27 protein-coding genes and 1 tRNA gene are annotated in these 20627 nt (G+C 63.5%); 21 read left to right on the plus strand and 7 right to left on the minus strand.

All coding sequences use genetic code 11. The features are described 5' to 3' along the window. The first annotated feature begins 172 nt into the window (after positions 1 to 172). The 7 genes from R8L07_03610 to R8L07_03640 are packed head-to-tail and all read left to right on the plus strand — an operon-like array spanning position 173 to position 2147. Entirely contained in the window at positions 173 to 352 is a 180-nt protein-coding gene (locus tag R8L07_03610; GenBank protein MDW3204607.1) for a hypothetical protein, read from the plus strand. A gap of 10 nt (positions 353 to 362) precedes the next feature. Next, positions 363 to 551: a hypothetical protein gene (locus R8L07_03615; GenBank protein ID MDW3204608.1), complete on the plus strand. Its 189-nt coding sequence runs from the start codon at positions 363 to 365 to the stop codon at positions 549 to 551. 9 nt (positions 552 to 560) lie between these two features. Further along, complete coding sequence (locus R8L07_03620; protein ID MDW3204609.1) at positions 561 to 770, plus strand: hypothetical protein; 210 nt, start codon at positions 561 to 563, stop codon at positions 768 to 770. 4 nt (positions 771 to 774) lie between these two features. Continuing rightward, on the plus strand, positions 775 to 1017 hold the full coding sequence (locus R8L07_03625; protein ID MDW3204610.1) for a hypothetical protein: 243 nt from the start codon (positions 775 to 777) through the stop codon (positions 1015 to 1017). Further along, the gene (locus R8L07_03630; GenBank protein ID MDW3204611.1) at positions 1014 to 1244 is read left to right on the plus strand and encodes a hypothetical protein; all 231 of its coding nucleotides are present in this window, start codon (positions 1014 to 1016) and stop codon (positions 1242 to 1244) included. Before R8L07_03625 ends, R8L07_03630 begins: the two co-directional genes overlap by 4 nt. Next, positions 1241 to 1924 carry a hypothetical protein gene (locus tag R8L07_03635; GenBank protein ID MDW3204612.1) on the plus strand — a complete coding sequence of 228 codons (684 nt, stop codon included), beginning with the start codon at positions 1241 to 1243 and terminating at the stop codon, positions 1922 to 1924. Before R8L07_03630 ends, R8L07_03635 begins: the two co-directional genes overlap by 4 nt. A gap of 16 nt (positions 1925 to 1940) precedes the next feature. Next, positions 1941 to 2147 (plus strand): hypothetical protein, encoded by a 207-nt coding sequence (locus R8L07_03640; protein MDW3204613.1) that lies wholly within the window; start codon positions 1941 to 1943, stop codon positions 2145 to 2147. Here R8L07_03640 and R8L07_03645 read toward each other — a convergent pair. Beyond that, positions 2125 to 2415 (minus strand): hypothetical protein, encoded by a 291-nt coding sequence (locus tag R8L07_03645; protein ID MDW3204614.1) that lies wholly within the window; start codon positions 2413 to 2415, stop codon positions 2125 to 2127. The genes R8L07_03640 and R8L07_03645 overlap by 23 nt on opposite strands. Positions 2416 to 2497: 82 nt before the next feature. Between R8L07_03645 and R8L07_03650 the strand changes: the two genes are divergently transcribed. From R8L07_03650 to R8L07_03665, 4 genes are all read left to right on the plus strand, one after another. Further along, on the plus strand, positions 2498 to 4027 hold the full coding sequence (locus tag R8L07_03650) for a DNA cytosine methyltransferase (protein ID MDW3204615.1): 1530 nt from the start codon (positions 2498 to 2500) through the stop codon (positions 4025 to 4027). Positions 4028 to 4285: 258 nt separating this feature from the next. After that, positions 4286 to 4480, plus strand: a complete 195-nt coding sequence (locus R8L07_03655) for a hypothetical protein (GenBank protein MDW3204616.1) — start codon at positions 4286 to 4288, stop codon at positions 4478 to 4480. Positions 4481 to 4493: 13 nt separating this feature from the next. Beyond that, entirely contained in the window at positions 4494 to 4694 is a 201-nt protein-coding gene (locus R8L07_03660) for a hypothetical protein (protein MDW3204617.1), read from the plus strand. Continuing rightward, the gene (locus tag R8L07_03665) at positions 4679 to 5782 is read left to right on the plus strand and encodes a tyrosine-type recombinase/integrase (GenBank protein ID MDW3204618.1); all 1104 of its coding nucleotides are present in this window, start codon (positions 4679 to 4681) and stop codon (positions 5780 to 5782) included. Before R8L07_03660 ends, R8L07_03665 begins: the two co-directional genes overlap by 16 nt. Positions 5783 to 5864: 82 nt before the next feature. On the opposite strand, the gene R8L07_03670 is transcribed toward R8L07_03665, so the two are convergent. Continuing rightward, a tRNA-Gly gene (locus R8L07_03670) sits at positions 5865 to 5939 on the minus strand. Positions 5940 to 6136: 197 nt separating this feature from the next. Between R8L07_03670 and R8L07_03675 the strand changes: the two genes are divergently transcribed. The 5 genes from R8L07_03675 (at position 6137) to R8L07_03695 (ending at position 9101) form a co-directional block, all read left to right on the plus strand. Beyond that, the gene (locus R8L07_03675) at positions 6137 to 6649 is read left to right on the plus strand and encodes a prolyl-tRNA synthetase associated domain-containing protein (protein MDW3204619.1); all 513 of its coding nucleotides are present in this window, start codon (positions 6137 to 6139) and stop codon (positions 6647 to 6649) included. A 122-nt stretch (positions 6650 to 6771) separates the two neighbouring features. Then, positions 6772 to 7695 carry a co-chaperone YbbN gene (locus tag R8L07_03680; protein ID MDW3204620.1) on the plus strand — a complete coding sequence of 308 codons (924 nt, stop codon included), beginning with the start codon at positions 6772 to 6774 and terminating at the stop codon, positions 7693 to 7695. Between the two features lie 97 nt (positions 7696 to 7792). After that, positions 7793 to 8455 carry an LON peptidase substrate-binding domain-containing protein gene (locus tag R8L07_03685; protein MDW3204621.1) on the plus strand — a complete coding sequence of 221 codons (663 nt, stop codon included), beginning with the start codon at positions 7793 to 7795 and terminating at the stop codon, positions 8453 to 8455. Positions 8456 to 8484: 29 nt separating this feature from the next. After that, positions 8485 to 8706: a Trm112 family protein gene (locus R8L07_03690; protein ID MDW3204622.1), complete on the plus strand. Its 222-nt coding sequence runs from the start codon at positions 8485 to 8487 to the stop codon at positions 8704 to 8706. A gap of 5 nt (positions 8707 to 8711) precedes the next feature. Next, the gene (locus R8L07_03695) at positions 8712 to 9101 is read left to right on the plus strand and encodes a DUF971 domain-containing protein (GenBank protein MDW3204623.1); all 390 of its coding nucleotides are present in this window, start codon (positions 8712 to 8714) and stop codon (positions 9099 to 9101) included. A 3-nt stretch (positions 9102 to 9104) separates the two neighbouring features. Here R8L07_03695 and R8L07_03700 read toward each other — a convergent pair whose 3' ends face one another. Together R8L07_03700 and R8L07_03705 are read right to left on the minus strand one after the other, a co-directional pair. Then, positions 9105 to 9743 (minus strand): glutathione S-transferase family protein, encoded by a 639-nt coding sequence (locus R8L07_03700; protein MDW3204624.1) that lies wholly within the window; start codon positions 9741 to 9743, stop codon positions 9105 to 9107. 13 nt (positions 9744 to 9756) lie between these two features. Continuing rightward, a complete protein-coding gene (locus R8L07_03705; protein MDW3204625.1) occupies positions 9757 to 10995 on the minus strand; it encodes a UbiH/UbiF/VisC/COQ6 family ubiquinone biosynthesis hydroxylase in 1239 nt (412 codons plus the stop codon). Between the two features lie 384 nt (positions 10996 to 11379). Between R8L07_03705 and R8L07_03710 the strand changes: the two genes are divergently transcribed. The 5 genes from R8L07_03710 to R8L07_03730 all read left to right on the plus strand — a co-directional run bounded on the left by R8L07_03710 (position 11380) and on the right by R8L07_03730 (position 17668). Continuing rightward, on the plus strand, positions 11380 to 11718 hold the full coding sequence (locus R8L07_03710; GenBank protein ID MDW3204626.1) for a P-II family nitrogen regulator: 339 nt from the start codon (positions 11380 to 11382) through the stop codon (positions 11716 to 11718). A 16-nt stretch (positions 11719 to 11734) separates the two neighbouring features. Continuing rightward, positions 11735 to 13066 (plus strand): ammonium transporter, encoded by a 1332-nt coding sequence (amt, locus tag R8L07_03715; GenBank protein ID MDW3204627.1) that lies wholly within the window; start codon positions 11735 to 11737, stop codon positions 13064 to 13066. Positions 13067 to 13334: 268 nt separating this feature from the next. Next, positions 13335 to 14555, plus strand: coding sequence for an aminotransferase class I/II-fold pyridoxal phosphate-dependent enzyme (locus R8L07_03720; GenBank protein MDW3204628.1), 1221 nt, complete (start codon positions 13335 to 13337; stop codon positions 14553 to 14555). A gap of 40 nt (positions 14556 to 14595) precedes the next feature. Continuing rightward, on the plus strand, positions 14596 to 16977 hold the full coding sequence (locus tag R8L07_03725; protein ID MDW3204629.1) for a DNA translocase FtsK 4TM domain-containing protein: 2382 nt from the start codon (positions 14596 to 14598) through the stop codon (positions 16975 to 16977). Beyond that, positions 16934 to 17668 carry an outer-membrane lipoprotein carrier protein LolA gene (locus R8L07_03730; GenBank protein MDW3204630.1) on the plus strand — a complete coding sequence of 245 codons (735 nt, stop codon included), beginning with the start codon at positions 16934 to 16936 and terminating at the stop codon, positions 17666 to 17668. Before R8L07_03725 ends, R8L07_03730 begins: the two co-directional genes overlap by 44 nt. A gap of 45 nt (positions 17669 to 17713) precedes the next feature. Here R8L07_03730 and R8L07_03735 read toward each other — a convergent pair whose 3' ends face one another. The 3 genes from R8L07_03735 to R8L07_03745 are packed head-to-tail and all read right to left on the minus strand — an operon-like array spanning position 17714 to position 20545. Continuing rightward, positions 17714 to 18718 carry a hypothetical protein gene (locus R8L07_03735; protein ID MDW3204631.1) on the minus strand — a complete coding sequence of 335 codons (1005 nt, stop codon included), beginning with the start codon at positions 18716 to 18718 and terminating at the stop codon, positions 17714 to 17716. Then, positions 18718 to 19848, minus strand: coding sequence for a hypothetical protein (locus tag R8L07_03740; GenBank protein ID MDW3204632.1), 1131 nt, complete (start codon positions 19846 to 19848; stop codon positions 18718 to 18720). The genes R8L07_03735 and R8L07_03740 overlap by 1 nt, the downstream gene beginning before the upstream one ends. Positions 19849 to 19852: 4 nt before the next feature. Further along, complete coding sequence (locus R8L07_03745; GenBank protein ID MDW3204633.1) at positions 19853 to 20545, minus strand: hypothetical protein; 693 nt, start codon at positions 20543 to 20545, stop codon at positions 19853 to 19855. Between the last annotated feature and the right edge of the window lie 82 nt (positions 20546 to 20627).

The following is a 20627-nucleotide window of genomic DNA, read 5'->3' on the forward strand; positions in this document are numbered from 1 at the left end:
GCGCCGCAATAACAAGTATGCTTGACATTCGAATATCAAGTATGCTTGTTATCTGACACCGGCGGGCACCCTCCCCCCCCTCACGGACGCCAGTCGCGTCGGTCCGCCGGTCGGCCGGGGCGGGTCCTTCGGGACCTTCCCCGGCCGGGCGGGGGCGACCGGGAGGCACCGCATGACGGACACACCCGAAACGGCCGGAGTCAAGGAGACGCCGACCCGCAGCAAGACCTGGATCAAGTTCGACAGGCCGTCGATCAGCGGCTTCTGGTTCGTGGTCGGGCTGCTGATCGCACTTTTCTACGGCGACCCGGATCTGCATGACGCGCTGATCTCCTATCTGCAACGGCATTGAGGAGATCACCGTGACAAGCGACGCAAAGCAGCAGGACCTGATAACCCGCATGGCGGGCGCGATGTTCCGCATTCGGGGGGAGCGCGGGGACTGCACCCGCGACGACCTCCTGCAGGAAGGTTTCGCGGCCCGCGACATCGACCGCTTTTCCGCCGAGGCCAAGACCCGCGCCGCGCGCCTGCACGGCGCCGCGGCATAGGGGGCGGCCATGGGAAACATCATCCGCATCCAGCCGCGCCGCCTGCCGGCCCTGTCGCCGGCCTGGAAAGACCGCGACACGGCGGTCGACCTGACCACCGGCAAGGCCGGGCCGGTCACCGCCATCCACCGCGCCAGCAACGGCGCCCCGCTCCGCCTGTCGGTCCTGATCGACGGCACAACCATCACCGGCCTCGTCTGCCGGTTCCGGAAAGGCTGATCCGATGGTGCGGGCGGTGACATCCCTGGGCCGCGTCGTCGACCTGATCACGGTCGCCGCGCCGCCACGGCCAATGGCGCCACCTTCCCTGACGACGATCGAGGAACCGGCGGCGGCCGGGCGAATCCGGCAGCTGCGCCGCCTCGGATGGCCGCCCAACGCCATCGCCGCCCAAACCGGACAGCCCATCGAAACCGTCTGCGCCGTCCTGGCCATCCCCGTCGAACCCCGTTGGAGAACCGAATGACCGCCCTTCCCGCAGGCAAGGGCGCCGTGCCGCCCGCCCCTCCGACACCGAACAGAACCCCGTCCGGCGACTCGCCGGTGCGGCTTCCCGCCGCGCCGCTGGACGGTAAGGCGCGGGTCCGACTGCACCGTCAGCGGGCCCGCGCCGACGGCCGCCGCCGGGTCGAGATCACGGTGTCCTGTGCCTGGCATGCGGCGGCGCCCGAACACAAAAGGGGGACGGCATGACCGACTACTCGCTGGGCGCGGCCCTGGCGGGCCTTCAGGCCACGCCGACAGAACCCTGGGCGGCGACGCAGATCCCGCTGGGCGACGGGCGGTTCGACCTGCTGGCGCCGGATCCGGGCGCGGTCGACCTGCCGGCCATGGCGGACCGCCTGGCCAAGATCGCGCGCTTCGGGGGCGGCACGCCGTCGGAGATATGGTCGGTCGCCGCGCATTCGGTGCTGGTCGAACAGGTGCTGATCCACCGCCGCCCGGCGGCGGCCTCGGCGCGGCTGTGCTGTCTGGCGCTGCTGCATGATTTCCATGAGGCGGCGATCGGCGACCTGACGCGCCAGCTGCGCACGGCGCTGATCCGGGTCGGCGGTCCGGACATGGCGGCCGCGCTGCAGCAGCTGACGGCACCGATCGACGCGGCCATCTGGCAGGCGGTCGGAATCGACCCGCCCGACGCGGCGGAGGCCGACCTGATCGCCCAGGCCGACAGCCTGGCCGCGGCCATCGAATGGCGCGCGCTGATCCCGCATCCCGACCGCCCGGCCGACATGCCGGACCCGCCGCGCTGGTCGGCGCTGCGCCCGCAGCCCTGGCCGATGGACGCCGCCGCGCTGCTCGACCGCCTCGCCGCCCGCGCCACAGACCTCACCCTCACCGGCCCCGCCATCGCCGCCCTGCGCGTGCGCTGACGACAGGAGAAGGACCATGATCCCGCAGCCGATCGCCGATTTTCCCCGCGACGCCGACATGTCGACCGAATGCTACGCCGTCTACAACGCCTGCAATGGATGGTCGATTCTCGACTGGCCGGAACACCCTGAAGACCTCCGAACCAGCCGCGTCTGGACGCACTGGCTGCACCTGCCGCGCCCGGACGCGGAAATGTCCGTCAATCAGCCGACAAAGGATTGAGGCAATGACGGGTCGGTGCATCGTCTTCCATTCCCGGATACTCCAGCCGACGCCAATGTTCGTCGTACATCGGCAGTATCCAGACATCGGCGACCTTGGCCCGGCAGTCCTTGCAGACGAACTTATCACGAAGGTTCCGCAGCGGCGTGATCGGCCAGTATTTCAGCACCAGCAGCGCGGCGTCGATATAGACCTCGCGCCCGCACTGATAGGTCACATGGACCCATGTCCGCGCCTCATGAAGCTGTCCCAAGGTGTAATCGCTCATGCGAACACCGATAGAACAAACGAAAGCCTGCGACAACCGGCCAACGCTGTGGCCGATCACTTTGGAATGGAGAATTGAGCCGATGGATGGATTGATCGTAGACAGTTTCGCCGGCGGCGGCGGAGCCTCGACAGGGATCGAAATCGCCCTCGGCCGATCGCCCGATGTCGCGATCAATCACGACGCGGACGCGATCGCGATGCACACGGTCAACCATCCGGACACCGTGCATTATTGCGCCAATGTCTGGCACGCGGATCCGATGGACGTTGTACGCGCCGCCGGCGGGCCACCGGTCGGGCTGCTCTGGGCCTCACCGGACTGCAAGCACTTCTCCAAAGCGAAAGGATCGCGCCCGGCAAAGCGCAGCATCCGCGATCTGGCCTGGGTCGTGGTTCTCTGGGCCAAGCGGGTTCGGCCGCGCGTGATCTGTCTTGAGAATGTCGAGGAGTTCCGCGATTGGGGTCCGGTCGACATGGACGGCCGACCCTGTCCCGATCGCAAGGGGGAAACCTTCGATCGATGGGTCGGGGAAATCCGGCGCCTCGGTTACAAGGTCGAATGGAAGGAACTGCGCGCCTGCGACTTCGGTGCCCCGACGATCCGCAAGCGTCTTTTCCTGGTCGCGCGATGCGACGGCCTGCCGATCCGCTGGCCGGAACCGACGCACGGCGCGCCGGATGATCCGGACGTGCGGGCGGGGCGCTTGGCGCCGTGGCGCACGGCGGCCGAGATCATCGATTGGTCGCAACCCTGCCCGTCGATCTTCGATCGTGCGCGACCGCTGGCCGAGGCGACGCAACTGCGCATCGCCCGGGGGCTCAAGCGGTATGTGATCGACGCGGCTGACCCGTTCATTGTGCCGCTGACGCATCGCGGCGACGCCCGGGTCTATGACATCAACGATCCGCTGCGGACAATCACGACGGCACAACGCGGCGAAATGGCCCTGGTTTCGCCGACACTGGTCCAAACAGGATACGGTGAGCGACAAGGCCAGGCCCCGCGCGCCCTCGACATCCACAAACCCCTCGGCACCGTCGTATCCGGCGGTGGCAAGCACGCTCTATGCACGGCGTTCCTCGCCAAACATTTCGGCGGTGTGACAGGTGTCCGCGCGGACACGCCGCTGCCGACCGTGACGACGCGGGGGACACAGACGCAGCTGGTGACGTCGCACCTGACGCTGTTCAAGGGCAGCTGCAAGGACGGCCGGCCGGTCTCGGACCCGCTGGGAACCGTCCAGGCCGAAGGGCAACATCACGCTGAGGTGCGCGCCTTCCTGATGAAGTATTACGGCACCGGCGGCCAACTCGCGGATCCGCGCGACCCGGCGCCGACAGTGACGTCAAAGGCCCGCCTCGGCCTGGTCACGGTCGCCGGTCAGGATTATCAGATCGTCGACATCGGCATGCGCATGCTGACGCCGCGCGAACTGTTCCGAGCCCAGGGCTTCCCGGACGAATACGTGATCGATCGTCACCCGGACGGATCGCCCATGACCAAGACGGCGCAGATCCGCATGTGCGGAAACTCCGTCTGCCCGCCGGTCGCCGCCGCGATCGTCAGGGCCAACGCAGTCGCCACCGAAGCCGTCGCGGCCGTGGCATAAAGGAGGCCCAACCGATGTGCGTTTCAATCATTTGCGAAGGCGTCGAACTAACCAGCATCCGTGAGGCAAAAGATCGTTTCGGTGCTGAGAATGTCTTGATCGACCCGGAATATGGATCGGAAGCGATTCCAGACGAGTGTTGCCTGTGCCCCGTTGACGTAGAGCGAACCGCAGCAGCTTGCGGATATCGGATAATCGAACATGACGGCGATAGTATGGAAGTTCAGTTCCACCGTCAGGAGCGATAAGGAGCGACACATGAACGACGACACGATCGAAATCCCGCGCGCGGACCTGATCGAGGCGCACAATCGGGTGATGGCCTTCTGCACGGCGGTCCTGAAATGGACCGGGCAGTCCGATGACAATCTGCGCACCTTCCCGGCCCTCGACGAGGGTGCCGCTGCCGCCGCGGCGATGGGGAACCTGATGCGCCACGTCCGGCACCACTGAGGATTCGGACACCATGAACCGCCCAGCCGTCAGCCAGGCCGAAATGACCCGCGCGATCAAGGTCGCCGCGGCGGCCGGTCTGCGTCTGCGGGAATGTATCGTCACGCCGGGCCAGGTCCGCCTGATCTTCGCGGATCCGGGCGGCGGCGAACCGGTTGACGCCGCCGCGCAGCCCGGCAAGACTTCGGGACCGAGACCTTGGCCGAAGACCTAGACGTGAAGATCGACTATCCCGGACTGCTGATCGAAAAACTGCCGTCCGGCGCGCGGCGGTATCGGGTCCGCGTCGAAGGCGACAAGGCCCGGCGGATCCCGCTTTCCGTCACACCCGACCACCCGCAATTCCGCGACTGCTACCTGGCCGCCCGGCGCGGCATCCGGATCACGCCGGAAGACTTGCCGGAGGCAGGCACCGAACGCGGCTCGATCGCCTGGGCGACCTTCAAACACCTCGATCACCTGGACCGCCTGGTCGCGCGCGGCCTGTTCGACGAAAAGACCGTGAAGAAACGCCGCCTGCTCTACGGCCAGATGCGCGACTTCCTGGTCGACGGGGCGCCGCTGGGCGAATTCGCCCTGCGCGGCATGCCGTCATCGATCGCGGTGCAGCTGCGCGATTCCATGGTCGACCGGCCCGCCTGGGCCGACAGCATGATGGAGGCCGGCAGGGGCCTGTTCAAATGGTGCATGGAAAACGCCTGGGCCGATGTGAATCCCTTCACCGGCATCGGCAAGCTGAACCGCGGGGGCGGCGGCGCCGTGCCCTGGACGCCGGAAGACCTGCAGCGCTTTCGCCAGGCGCACCCGCCGGGCACGAAACCATACCTGGCGCTGACGATCTTCATGTTCACGGCCGCCCGGATCGGCGACGTCGTCGGCTTCGGCCGCGCCAATGAATTCGACGAGGCCGGCGTCCGCTGGCTGGGCTGGCAGCCGGCGAAGAAAGGATCGTCGCCGGTGCGGATTCCGATGGCGCCGCAACTCTACGCCGCCACCCGCGCGGCGACGGTGCAGGGACCGACTTACATTCTCAGCGACCACGGACGGCCCTATTCGACGCCGGACAGTCTGGGTCAGGTCTTCCGCAGATGGTGCCGCGAGGCGGGGCTGGAGAACCGGTCGCCGCACGGCATCCGGAAGGCCGCCGGCCATCTGCTGGCGCAGGCCGGGTGCAGCCAGTATCACATCATGACGATCCACGGCCACAGCGAGGCCAGGACGTCGGAAATCTACACCGCCGGAATCCGCCGCGCCGCCCTCGCCGCCGACGCCATGCAACACCTGTCCGCCCTGGACTGGTAACGCCAAGGTGTCCCACGACGCTTTTCAGCGTGGGACACTTTTCCCGTAATGTCTTGATTTCTATTGCCTTTTTAGAAGGCACTGGAGCGGGCGATGAGATTCGAACTCACGACATCAACCTTGGCAAGGTTGCGCTCTACCCCTGAGCTACGCCCGCATCCTGTGTGCCACCGGCTCCGTTCGGCCGGTCGGCGGTGCCTCGTTGCCGAAGCGAGGGCGTGTATATACGGATCGATCCCGCTATGGCAAGCCCGATTTCACAACATTTTCTTCACGGCGCACAAGTGCGGGTTTTCCGCGGCCTTCGAATGGGCTAGCAAGACCCGTCACGTTGCGTTGGGGAAGGATGTTGCCATGCCGAAAACCGATCAGGATCTCTATCAGCGGCTCACCGAGTTGGGAATCGCCCACAAAACGACGGAACATGCCGCAGTCTTCACGGTTGAGGAAAGTCAGGCGCTGCGCGGCAGGCTGGACGGTGCGCATATCAAGAACCTGTTTCTGCGCGACCGGAAGAAGCGGCTGTGGCTGTGCACCGTGCTGGAAGATCGCGACGTCGATCTGAAGGCGCTGCGCAAGCGGCTGGGCGCGCAGGGCTCGATCAGTTTCGGGGCGCCGGATCTGCTGATGGATGTCCTGGGCGTCATCCCGGGTGCCGTGACCCCCTTGGCCGTGATCAATGATACCGACCGCCAGGTGACCGTCATTCTGGATGAAGGACTGTTCGCGGAGGAGCTGGTGAACTGCCATCCCCTGCGCAACGACCGCACGACGACCCTGAAATGTGAAGACCTCCTGACCTTCCTGAAGGCGGAGGGATACGATCCGCAGCGTATCGATTTCGGACAGCCGCTAACGGAGGACTGATCCGGTCCCGCCATCGAATTGATATCCGGGTCTTGAGTACGGCGCCGGAAGCGCCTAGATCACATGCGCCGCGACGGGCAGACCCGCCCGGCGCGGAACCAGACAAAAGTGGGAGAGCGTCCATGGAACCCTTGATCGGACAAGCCGACGCCCAGGCCGCGGCGGCCGCCATCGTTGACGGAAGCGATGCGACCTTCCGTGAAGACGTGATGGAAGCGAGCCTCGAGACGCCGGTCATCGTCGATTTCTGGGCCCCGTGGTGCGGCCCCTGCAAGCAGTTGGGCCCGGCGCTGGAAAAGGCGGTCGGCAATGCCGGCGGCAAGGTCAAGCTGGTCAAGATCAACATCGACGAGAACCCTTCGATCGCAGGTCAGCTGCGCGTCCAGTCGATTCCCGCCGTGTTCGGCTTCGTCGGCGGCCGCCCGGTGGACGGGTTTGCCGGCGCCCTGCCCGAAAGCCAGATCAAGGAATTCATCAACCGCCTGATCTCCGCCGCGGGCGGCGAGGCCGGGGACGATCCTGTCGAGCAGGCCATGGAACAGGCTGAAGCGGCCGTCGAAGCCGGCGATTTCGCCAGCGCCGCCGCGATCTTCGGGCAGGTCGTGGAACACGATCCGGAGAACATGAAGGCTCTTGGCAAGCTGGCCCAGGCCTATATCAAGCTGGGCGAGTTGGAGGCGGCGCAATCGCTGCTGGACGACGTTCCGGAAGCGAAAGCCCAGGAGGCGGAAATCGCGTCGGCCCGCGCGGCATTGGACTTTGCGGCCAAGGCCGCCGAGGCGGAAAACAAGCTGGCACCGCTTGAAGCCGCGCTGGAAGCCAACCCGAACGACCATCAGGCCCGCTTCGACCTGGCCGAGGCACAGGCTGCCATGGGTCAGTCCGAAGCCGCGATCGACAATCTTTTGCACATAATTCAGGTCGACAGGGGCTGGAACGACGAAGCGGCCCGCCTACAGTTACTGAAAGTATTCGAGGCCCTGGGTCCGACAGACCCGAATGTGGTGTCGGGCCGTCGACGTCTTTCGTCGCTGCTGTTCAGCTGAGACCGGACGTTCGCAAGGATCGACGACCCGAGGGCCTGGGTGGAAACCAGTAACGGATGCCCGAACGCCGCCAATCGGCACGGGCCTGGCCAGAGCGATGAGTCAATTCGATCCAAACTTTGACGACCTGCCGACGACGCTGCCGATCTTTCCGCTGACCGGCGTGCTGCTGCTGCCGCGCGGATTGCTGCCGCTGAATGTTTTCGAGCCGCGCTATCTGAACATGATCCAGGACGCGCTGGCCGCGGACCGCATGATCGGCATGACCCAGCCACGCGACCGGGCCGAGAGCGGCAAGGAACCGCCGATCTATCCGGTGGGATGCGCCGGCCGGATCACCGCGTTCGAGGAAACCGATGACGGTCGCTTCCTCATCAGTCTCAAGGGTGTATGCCGCTTCCGGGCCGGCGAAGAGATCCCGACCATGCGCGGGTATCGGCGGGTACGGCCCGACTGGACGGGGTTCGAAGCGGACCTGTCGGGGCCGGAAGAACGGACAGTCGACCGGGATGCCCTGTTCAAGAGCCTGAAAGCCTATTTCACGTCTCAGGGGATTGAGGCCAGTTGGTCCGCCCTGAAGGAAACCCCGGACGAACGTCTGGTGAATTCATTATCCATGATCTGCCCCTTCGACCCGCCCGAAAAGCAGGCGCTGCTCGAAGCCGAAACGCTGCGCGACCGGGCCAAGGTCCTGACCGCCCTGGTCGAGATGGCCGTGCTTGACACCGGCGGGGGCGGCGGCGAGAAAGCTAAGCAGTAATCGCCGCCCCTTCTGTTGGAGACCGGACCATGGCCAAGGACCCCAAGGACGACCGACCCGCGACCGCCGGGACGCCAGGCGTCGACCGGCAGCTTCTGGACTTTCTGGTTTGCCCGGTGACCCATGGCACGCTGCGCTATGATTCCGACGCACAGGAGCTGATCAGTGACACGGCCGGTCTTGCCTATCCGATCCGCGACGGCATTCCGATCATGCTGCCGGAAGAGGCCCGCGAGATTAAGGCCGATTGACCAGCATGACCGGCGACCCTGAAACGGACCGGTTCTCGACCAAGGCATGGCCGGTCGAAATCCGCCACAAGAAATCCGAAAAGCGTCTGGAGGTCGATTTCGACGACGGCGCGAAATTCTCCTATCCCGCCGAATACCTGCGTGTCGAAAGCCCCTCCGCCGAGGTCCAGGGGCATACGCCCAGCCAGAAGAAACTGGTCAGCGGCCGCCGCCATGTCGGCATCATGAAGATGGAGCCGGTCGGCAATTACGCCGTGCGCATCGAATTCGACGACTTGCACGATACCGGCATCTTCAGTTGGAAGTACCTCTACGAGCTGGGCCTCGAGTATGAGGAGCGCTGGCAGGCCTATCTGAACGAGCTGGACACAAAGGGCCTGAGCCGCGATCCGTAAGGGTCAGCTGCCGAAATGCGGGCGCGTTTTCTGAACCGTCTCGCGCTTTGTCATCGCCGTGTGCCAGGCCGCCAGTTTGGGATAGCGACCCAGCAGGTCTGCACCGGGCTCGGTCATGGCGAAATAGTCCACCACCGGGAAGGCGTGAAGATCCGCCAGCGTCGGCAGCGCCCCCAGAAGAAACACCCCTTCCGGCGCGGCCAGCCGTTCCAGGGCGCCCAGCACCCGCGGCGCCGCCGCCAGCCCGGTCGCCAATTCTTCCGGTGACGGTTCCTCCCCGGACTTCTGGTGGTACCAGCCGTGGACAAAGACCTGACGAACCAGCGGCCAATAGCCGTAGCTGTCGATGATGGAGACAATTTGCGCCTGTCGCGCCCGGGACTGTGCGGTTGTGGGCTGCAACGGGGGGCCGTCGAATGCCTCGTCCAGGTATCGTGTGATGGCGCAGGTCTCGAAAATCTGAAAGTCGCCGTCAACCAGCACCGGCACACGACAGAACGGCTGCATGTCCAGAAAAGTCTGCGGCACGACCAGGGCGAAGGGATCCACTTCCACCCAGCGATAGTCCACCCCCTTTTCATGCAGGGTCAGCCGCACAATCCAGGAATAGACACTGTCGCGGTAGCCATGGAGTTCCAGCATGACGGGCCGCCTCCTACAGCGCTTCGCCGCGGACCAGGCGCGGAAGGTCGCCGACAACGCCCATGGCGTGTCGCATCAGGAAATGCTTCACCGGCGGCAGTCGATTGACAGTGGCCAGTCCCAGGTCGCGCACGGCCCGGACCGGTGGCACATCGTTGGAGAACAGCCGCAGCAGGCCGTCGGTTACCGCGGCCAGGAGAACATTGTCGAAGCGTCGGCGCCGCTCATAATCCCGCAGGACCGAGGCTGAACCGATATCGAGCCCAAGCCGGGCCGCATCGACCAGGACCTCCGCAAAACCGGCGACATCGCGCAGCCCCATATTGAGGCCCTGCCCCGCGATCGGATGGATCGAATGGGCGGCATCGCCAATCAGGGCGAACCGCTGATCGGTATAGCGCGCCGCCTGCTGAAGGCTGAGCGGATAGGCGAAACGCGGGCCCGTCAGTTCGATGTCACCGAGCCAGTCGCCGAATCGCAGCTTCAATTCCGCCAGAAACTCGGCATCCTCCATGGCCATGAAACGCGCAGCACGATCCTTGTGTTCGGACCAGACGATGTTGCTGCGGTTTTCCGTCATCGGCAGCATGGCGAACGGTCCGCCCGGCAGGAAGAGTTCGACCGCGACACCGTCATGGGCGCGTTCGTGCCGGACGGTCGCGACCATGGATACCTGATCGTAGTTCCAGCCGCTGACAGCGATGCCGGCCTCCTCGCGCCGTTTGGAAAATTTCCCGTCGGCGGCGATTGCCAGCATTGCCGTGATTTCGCGCCCGTCCTCCAGCACCGCCAGGGCCCGGTCCGCATCGCGATCGATCTTGGCAACGGTAGCCGGCGCCAGCAAGGTCAGCCCCTCGGTCCGCGCCGCAACCTTGTGCAGGGCCTGACGTGTGATGCGGTTCTCAATGATCCAGCCGAACGGGTCCTCGCCGACATCGGCATGATCGTAATGCAGGAACAGCGGCGAAACACCGCGCAGCGGGTGGCCGTCAGCGACGCGTATGTCCCAGATCGGCGAAGCGTGATCCGCCATTTCCTGCCAGATCCCCGACCCTTCCAGAACGCGTTTGGACCCCAGCGCAATGGCGGAGGCACGGCCGTCGTAATCCAGGGACTGAACGGATTCAGGCGTCTCACGGTCCACCACGACGACCTGAAGTCCCGCCCGCGCCAAGGCGATCGCCAGACTGAGCCCGACCATTCCGCCACCGGCAAAGACCACATCCGTGCGCATTGTGTGTTCGCTCTCCATTTTTCACGCATTCTCCCCGCTTCAAAGGGTCGTTCGCCGCCGCGCATCTGTCCAGTGCCAGAATGCCGCAAATTGATGATGATTTTTTAAGCAGAATACTGATTTGACTATTTATTAGGCATTTTTGAAGTTCTCGGAACGGAACTCTCAGCCGGTCAACCCGCTATATCCCATTGTTTAATATGCAAAAAATCGCTCAATCAGATTCTGGCACGCATCTTGTTATTAGCACCTCGAACCTTGTGCGCCGCAGCAATTCCGGCCGCGGTCGGCACCCGGGTTCTTCGCGGGGGGACGCTGGTCGATATCGCGAAGGTCCGGTCGCATGGCGCGGAGGGAGAGCGTACCAGGCTTTACTAGAGAGGGAGCCCTCGGGGAAATGCAATGAAACTGATCATGGCGATCATCAAACCCTTCAAGCTGGACGATGTGCGTGAGGCACTGACCGGACTTGGCGTTCAGGGGTTAACCGCGACCGAAGTCAAAGGCTTTGGCCGTCAGAAGGGGCAGACAGAAGTGTATCGCGGAGCCGAGTATTCCGTGAACTTCCTGCCGAAAGTCAAAATCGAAGTCGTCGTCTCCACCGATCTTGCGGAGAAGACCGTCGAAGCCATCCAGAAGGCCGGCAATACCGGTCGGATCGGCGATGGCAAAATCTTCGTCATCGATGTCGCACAGGCTGTTCGGATTCGCACCGGCGAAACCGACGCCGACGCGCTCTGAGGAGGTTCAAGGGAAAATGTCTATCGCAACGAATTTCAAACGCGCCTCGATCGGCGGCGCCGTCGCCGCTGTCGCGGCGCTGGTGGCCACACCGGCCCTGGCGGAGGTCGAGATCGAAACGGCCTACGTTTTCAACACCTTCTCGTTCCTGATCTCGGGTTTCCTGGTCATGTGGATGGCCTGCGGCTTCGCGATGCTGGAATCGGGTCTTGTCCGCAACAAGAACACCGCGACGATCTGTTTGAAGAACATCGCGCTCTACTCCGTGGCGGGCCTGATGTACTACCTGATCGGCTACAATCTGATGTATGTCGATGTCTCCGGCTGGATCGGCAGTTTCGCGATCTTCTATGACGGCTCGCTGGACGAAGCCGCGCTGGCCGTGGAAGTGGCCGATGTCGGCTATTCGACCATGTCCGACTGGTTCTTCCAGATGGTGTTCGTGGCGACCGCCGCATCGATCGTGTCCGGTACCGTCGCGGAGCGCATCAAGTTCTGGCCGTTCATGATCTTCACGATCGTCCTGACCGCGGTGATCTATCCGGTTCAGGCCTCCTGGACCTGGGGCGGCGGCTGGCTCTCCGAAATGGGCTTCTCCGACTATGCCGGATCAACGCTTGTGCATAGCTGCGGCGGTTGGGCGGCCCTGGTCGGCGCCATCCTGCTTGGCCCGCGGAAAGGCAAGTACACGTCCGACGGCAAGGTGAACCCGATCCCGGGCGCCAACCTGCCGCTGGCTACGCTGGGCACCTTCATCCTGTGGCTCGGCTGGTTCGGCTTCAACGGCGGTTCCGTCCTGGCCCTGGGCTCGGCAGCAGCCGCTGCGGAAATGTCCATCGTCTACGCCAACACGAACCTGGCCGCGGCTGCCGGTGTCGTCGTGGCTATCCTGATGACCCAGATCCTCTACAAGAAGATCGACCTGACCATGGCCCTGAACGGCGCCATCGGCGGCCTGGTCGCCATCACCGCCGGTCCGGCCCTGGAATTCAGCTTCCTGGCCATCATCGTCGGCGGTGTCGGCGGCGCGCTGGTCGTGATCGCCATTCCGCTGATCGACAAGTTGAAGATCGACGATGTGGTCGGCGCCATCTCGGCCCACCTTGTTGCCGGTATCTGGGGCACGCTCTGTGTCGCGTTCTTCGGCGACGGCGATCTGATCGCCCAGATCACGGGCATCGTCGCGGTCGGCGTCTGGACGATCGTCACCAGCGCCATCGTCTGGGGCATCCTGAAGGCCACCATCGGCCTGCGTGTCTCCGAAGAAGACGAAATGATCGGGCTCGACAAGGCCGAGCTCGGCATGGAGGCCTATCCGGAATTCGGTTCGGGTTCCTCCTCGATGTAAGTCGAGGAGACATCAAAGAAGGAAACGACCCGAACCACCCGTTTCCACCCCGCAAAACTTCCCCGGAGGGTCCGCCTTCCGGGGATTTTTTTGTTTACGGACAGGCGACAACAAGGTGAGTAGGGCGCATCGGACGGGCCGCGCATGCCCCCTGTCAAACCCTCCCAAATCTAGTATAGTCTACCCTATCAAGCGAATGGCGCGCTATTTGCTTCCATCCATAGCGGATGGAAGGGGCTATTCGGATTCTTACCGACATGGGATGACAATGGGCGGATCGCGTCTCGAGTTACTGAAGAATTTCCCTTATCGGCGCCTGACCGCGCTGCTGGACGGCATTGAACCCGCCCAGTCACCGCTGTTCCTGCAGATCGGTGAACCCCAGGATGCCGTGCCGGATATGGTGCTGCCGACCGTCACCGCGAATGCCGCACATCTTGGCAAGTATCCGCCGCCGAACGGAGCCCCCGACTATAACGAGGCCGTTGCCCGCTGGATCGAGGGGCGTTACGGCCTGGAAGCGGGCGCCGTGGATCCCGTCACGCAGGTAACAGCGCTTTGCGGCACCCGCGAGGGCCTGTTTCAGGCCGCGCTGATGGCCATCATCCGGAAACGCGAGCGCATGCGCGACCCCGGCATCGCGCCGGCGGTGCTGGTACCCAACCCGATGTATCACGTCTATTTCGGCGGCGCCGTCGTCGGAGACGCCGATCCCATCCTGCTGAACGCTACGGCGGAGAATGGCTTCCTTCCGGATTATGCCGGGCTGCCGGAATCGGTGCTGGACCGCACGGCGATCTGCTATCTGTGCACTCCAGGCAACCCGACCGGTGCCGTGGCCTCCCCGGAAGCGGTGCGCGACCTGCTGGCGCTGGCGCGCAAGCATGATTTCGTTCTGGCCGTTGACGAATGCTATTCGGAAATCTGGTTCGATCGCGCCCCGGCAGGCGGCTTCGATGCGGCGCAGGCGCTGGGCGGGACGGAGAATCTGCTGGTATTCAATTCCCTGTCCAAGCGATCCGGCTCGCCGGGACTGCGCTGCGGCTTCGTCGCCGGTGACCCGGAACTGGTCGAAGCCATGACTTTGTTGCGCAGCTATGGCGGGGCGCAGGTACCCGGCGCCCTGATGGCGGCCGGCACGGCGCTGTGGCGGGATGAGGCCCATGCCGTCGCCAACCGCGAGCGCTACCATAATTTGGTCCAGATCGCGGACCATCATCTGTCCGGAATACCCGGCTATCGCAAACCGGAAGCGGGCTTCTTCCTCTGGATGGATGTATCCGCGACATTCGGGGATGGCGAGGCGGCCGCCAGGCGGCTTTGGGCGGATGCCGGGGTGAAAGCCTTGCCGGGCCGCTACATGGCACGACCGGATCCAAGTACGGATGCCAGCCCGGGCGACGCCTATCTGCGGCTTGCCCTGGTACATGATCCGGACACGGTCGCCCGGGCGATGGAACGCGTCGCCGGCGTATTCAGCGCCGCCTGAGAACGAAGACTGACGAACCGCGTAAGAGCGAGACGAGACCATGGTTGCGAAAACACAGGAAAAGGCAGCCTTTCTGCCGGCCGGAACAACCGATTATCTGCGCAAGCGCGGCATCGAATGTCTGGGCGTTGGCCTGATCGTCCTCGGTCTTGCCTTGCTGGCCGCGCTGATAAGCTACGACCCGCTGGACCCGTCCCCCAACACGGCCACAGACCGCATCGCCACCAATCTGCTGGGCATGACCGGCGCCGCGATTTCCGATGTCGCCCTGCAGAGCCTCGGCATGGCGGCCTTTCTGGGCTTTCCGTTGCTTGCGGGCTGGGGCTGGCGCCTGGTGGTCGATCGGTCACTGCCGCGTGCCTGGGTCCGTCTGGCACTGACCCCGGTTCTGGCCATCCTGACCGCCGCCGCCCTCGCCACCCTGCCGGCGCATGATTCCTGGCCCATCGCATCCGGGCTGGGGGGCTTCCTCGGGGATATGAGCCTGGGCGCCCTGACCGCCGTTCTGCCGCCTGTGGAGCCCGGCTGGATCGGTTTGGTCCTTGCCGTCCCGGCCGCCGCCATCGCGCTCTATGGCTTCGGCATCACATTGGGGGAATGGCGCGCGCTTGGCGTTCAGGGATGGACGGGCCTCCGCGGCGCCGCGAGTCTGGCCCGGAAATCCGATCAGTTGGCCCCGGCGCTCAAGGATCTGCTGACCCGCGATACCGGGCGCGTCGAGCCGACCCTGGACCGTTCCGTCAAACGGGAGACGCCTCAGCGGGTCACCCCGGCCGCCCCGCGCCCGCAGCGGGAAGATCGCGTGGAGACGCCCGAAGCCACCCGTCCCTCCAAGCGCGCGAAACAGGAACAGCAGATCCGACTGGACCTGCCGCCGCAGGATGGCGAGTTCCACCTGCCGCCGATCGATATCCTGGTCGACCGTCAGCCCGATCCGGAGGCGCAATCCCAGAATGCCGAGGGCCTGGAACAGAATGCCCGCATGCTGGAGGGCGTGCTGGAAGATTTTGGTGTCAAGGGCGAGATCGTACGCGTACGCCCCGGCCCCGTTGTTACCCTTTACGAGCTGGAACCGGCGCCGGGCACCAAGACCAGCCGCGTGATCGGCCTGAGCGACGACATCGCCCGTTCCATGTCGGCGATTTCCGTCCGTATCGCGACCGTGCCGGGACGCAGCGTGATCGGTATCGAACTGCCGAACGGCCGACGCGAGATGGTGGGCTTCCGGGAGCTGGTCGCGTCGGACACCTATGACCGGTCGAAGTCGAAGCTGCCGCTGATCCTGGGCAAGGATATCGGGGGCGCGCCTGAAGTCGTCGACCTGGCAACCATGCCACATCTGCTGATCGCCGGTACGACCGGGTCCGGGAAATCAGTCGGCATGAACACGATGATCCTGTCCCTGCTCTACAAGATGACGCCGGACCAGTGTCGCTTCATCATGATCGACCCGAAAATGCTGGAACTGTCCGTCTATGACGACATTCCTCATCTGCTGGCCCCGGTCGTCACCGATCCGAAGAAGGCGGTGGTCGCCCTGAAATGGGCGGTGCGGGAGATGGAAGACCGCTATCGCGCCATGTCGAAACTCGGGGTCCGGAATATCGAGGGCTACAACAAGCGCGTCGCCGAAGCGTCCCGCAAGGGTGAGGTCATCACCCGCCGGGTGCAGACCGGGTTCGACGCCGAAAGCGGCAAACCGATCTTCGAAGACGAACCGCTGGACCTGAGCCCCCTTCCCTATATCGTCGTTCTGGTCGACGAGATGGCGGACCTGATGCTGGTCGCCGGCAAGGATATCGAAGCCTCCATCCAGCGTCTGGCGCAGATGGCACGTGCCGCGGGCATCCATCTGATCATGGCGACGCAGCGCCCCTCGGTCGATGTCATCACCGGGACGATCAAGGCCAACTTCCCGACCCGGATTTCCTTCCAGGTGACATCGAAAGTCGACAGCCGAACCATCCTTGGCGAACAGGGCGCCGAACAGCTGCTGGGCAAGGGCGACATGCTGCATATGGCCGGCGGCGGACGCGTGACCCGTGTGCACGGCCCGTTCGTCGACGACAGCGAAGTTGAGGCGGTTTGTCAGTACCTTAAGTCCATGGGCACACCGGCCTATGTTGACAGTGTGACAGACGAAGACGATATGACAGGCGGTTTCGATACCGATGTCAGCGGCGCCAGCAGCCCGATGGGCGGCGGAAGCGGCGATGACGGCGGTGAAAATTCGCTCTATGACCAGGCCGTGGCCCTGGTCGCCCGGGAAGGCAAATGCTCGACCAGCTTCGTGCAGCGCCATCTCCAGATCGGCTACAACAGGGCCGCCCGGATCGTCGAGCGCATGGAAAAGGAAGGTGTCGTCAGTGCGGCCAACCATGTCGGAAAACGTAACGTCCTTATCGGCGATCACTCCGCTTAAGGCGCTGTCCCGCGTTCTGCTGCTCAGTTCTTTCCTGGCTGCTTCGGTCAGTGCAGCGCTGACCCAGTCCGCTTTCGCCCAATCGGCGCAGTTCACCGACCCCAATTCAAATGCCGTCGCGTCGCGCGCGGCCTCGTTGGGCCCGGACGAGCAGCGCATCCTGCTGAACGAGGTGGAGAGCTACTTCGACGGCGTCGGAACGATGCAGGCGCGGTTCCTGCAGTACAATATGGACGGATCGGTCTATCGCGGTGACGTGAAGATCAATCGGCCCGGCAGGATGCTGATCGATTACGACGATCCCGTCCCCTACAAGATCGTCGCCGACGGCAATTTCTACATCTTCGTCGATGAAGACCTGGAGGAGGTGTCGCACATCCCGCTGGCCCTCACTCCGGCCAACATGCTGCTGCGCCAGCCGATGAATCTCGGTGAGGAACTGACCGTGGTGGACGCGGCGCGCGACAGCGGCGTGTTGTATGTCACCGTCGCCCAGAAAGAGGCGGAAGACGCGGGCACCCTGACCCTTGCCTTCAACGAGGAGCCCCTGGCGCTGCGTCAATGGACCGTCATCGACGCCCAGGGCGTCGTGACACGTGTCCTGCTACAGAACCCGAAGACCGGCGTTAAATTCGCAAAGGATACCTTCACCTTCGTAAACCCCTGGAGCACGCGCGAAGGCGGAAACTGACGGAGCGTAAAAGACTGCAACACGGTTGAGCGAACTGAAACCGCGCTAGAAGTAGACGGTCCTGTCGCTCCGCGTTGCTGGATTCTGACCGGTGGTAGCGGAGTTCGTATCGGTGGGATTGGCACTAGCCGTGTTGGTGCGTGTGGTCCAGCCCTTCGCCTTGTACTGCGCGACCGCATCCTTGTTGGGATGCCCGTAGTGATTCTTGCCGCCGGTCGTAAGCCCGTAGGTCATCTGCAGAAGGTGACCGCCGCCCGGATTATTCGGAATGCGTGCCTTGGCGTGGTTCATGTGCTCGCGTGACCCGTGATGATAGGCGAACAGCTTCTTGACCGTCCCGCCGGGACTTGCGCCCCCACTGAGCGATGGAATCTTATGGTACGGCGCATCGCCCGGCATCACGATCCTTTCCTGATCCGCGCCCGCGCCGTCATGTTTCACCAGAGTACAGATCAGGCCGCTGAGATTGCGGTCCGCCGCGTTGTAGTCGGTGGCCTGCTCGATGTAGAGATCAATGTGGCCGGTTTGCGCCAGGAGTTGATAGCGAACGCCCGGCGCGCCGTTCGGAAAGCATCGGATATTTGTCAGCTTACGCACGAACTTTACACATTGTGGGCCGATCTTCTGTCTCGGCACCAGCCAGTTGAGCCCCTTGACCTTGGCCTCGGCCTTCGTTGCCGAAAAGTAATGATCCTTGTCCCAATGCGACAGGATCACCGTCGGCTTGTGGGTGGTATCGATCTTCGGCGCGATGTTACCCCACCCTTTCTCTCCCGCTTTGCCATGGGTCGGATGATGACGGTGGGTGCGTGAACATTGTCCACAGCCACCTCCCAGATCGAAGAACAGGATCGGTTTGTCGTTCCCGTCCCCGTCCTTCGCGACGATCGCGTTGCAATCGCCCTGCCCGAAATCGATCGCCCTGACGCCTTTTACCTCGCTGCCCGCCTTCGCCATCGTCGTCAGCACCTCGGCGCTGGACGGCACCCAACTCGTCATCACGGCGATTTTCACGTTTCCCAGCGAATTGACCCAGACTTCTTTCGCCATCAGGCTTCCACCTTCACCCAGGTACTCTCGGGCTGCGGTGGCCAGACCAGCATTGCCTCGAACCCGTGTTCAGGCGTCATGGCACCTTCCTCCTTGCAGAGGGCATGGGGCAGCGCCACTCCAAAACCGGGATGTGCAAAATAGTACAATCGCCAGTCCCGATCTGATTGGTCGCGCCAAACGGCGTGGTTCTCTTCTGCTTTCGTGTGAAACGTATACCCCGCGCAGCTAAGCAACCATCCGTTCATTTCGATATCGTTTTCGATCGAAATCGATACCCCATCAAACCCCTTGCCCCATAGATTTTCGCACAATGTACGGAATGCGCCGCCACCGGCCTGATAGTCGGTGTCCGGTTGCAGCCGGAACCCGTATCCGGCCAAAAACGTTTCGAGCGAACCGAACTCGATCACCGGCGGTGGCGTGTTAGGTACCGGCGTGGGCAGCGGCGGCGCGCTGCCGCCGCCGTCGTCGTCCGGCAGATCGATATCTACCACATGGTTGAGGCTGAAGACCTCCTCCAGATACTGGCGCCCCTCGTCCTCCAGTTCATGCCTTTCCAAATCGTCCAATAGAACAAAGGTGTCATCATAGGGGTCGTTTGCGACCATCATGATGAAGGCATCCGAGAGTTCGACCTCCTCAATCTCGTCGGGCGTCATGTCTTCGTCAGCCGCTTCGATTGCGATCAACTGCCACGTTCCGACTGGAAAACCGGCAAGGATGTTGCCGCATTCCTCATGATCCGCCGTAATGTACAGATAAACCGTGCCCAACTGGTTAGGGTCCGAGTGCATTTCATCCAACAAGTTCTTTCGCTGTTCGATTATGTCGCTGTCAGCCGGATCAAGTTGTGAAGGATCGATCTCTCGGTAGTTACTTGTTGATTGCATTACGCCGTCGAACTGATAGGCCGTAATTCCATCAAGCTCGATCCAGTAAGCAATCTCGTCGGCAAGGTCCCCATCGAGAGCCTCCCCGGGATGCGTGGTATCCACGTCAAAGCGATAAACCGGCTCAATTGATTCCACGAAGACATACATAAAAAGCTTCTCAGGTTCAGGCTGAACCGCGTTGAACCCGTCATCATCGGACAGGCTCGCTTGCCCCATTCCTGCCAGTGTAGACATAGCTTCAACTTCCGTGACGCGCCCGCAGCGCGTCCTGGGCCGCGGAATCGTATCCATTCTCGGCCGGAAGGTCTTCATCCGTGAGGAAACGATTCAGCGCGGCCTCGGTTTTCGGGCCGAGTTCACCGTCGGCGGGGCCGCAGCCATATCCCAGATTGTTCAGCCGGCTTTGCAGCCCCTCGATTGTCCCTACGGGCTGCAGTCGGCCGATCTGCAACGTCCAGCGCCGAGTCACGGACTCATCCGCCGGATCGGTACGGACCGTCAGGACGGCCTGTCGGGCGCCGGGCGACACGTAATGCTCCAGCTTACCGTCACCATCGGTCGTTCCTTCATAGCGGCGTCTGCCCACTTCCAGCGTATAGGGCCGGTTCGGTTGCGGTGCCCCGTCGACATCCAGCACCTGAAAGCGGATCACAGCGGGCACGCCCTTGCGCTTGAAACTGTGAATCAGGTCGGTCTGTCGGGATTCCTCCTTGGGGCGCAGATCCGGTACCGTCACCCGGTCCCCCGGCATAAGAACGGTGCGCGACGGGCGCACGGATTTCAGCGCGGCATTATCTGGATGATCCCACAATGTCTGCCAGAAATGGCCGGTCTGTTCGGCGATCGAATCGATACTGTCGCCTGGTTCCACGGTCCAGTCGCCTTGCCCGGCCGTTTCGATTTCAGCGAAATCCGATCGATCATCAGACATTCCAGCGTTCCCATCGGTTCATTGAAGGCGATGGGAAAGATGATTCACGGATTCGCGCTAATCGGGAAGAGCGCCAGTTCGG

It is taken from the genome of Alphaproteobacteria bacterium (assembly GCA_033344895.1).
Classification (GTDB): Bacteria; Pseudomonadota; Alphaproteobacteria; order UBA8366; family Aestuariispiraceae; genus Pacificispira.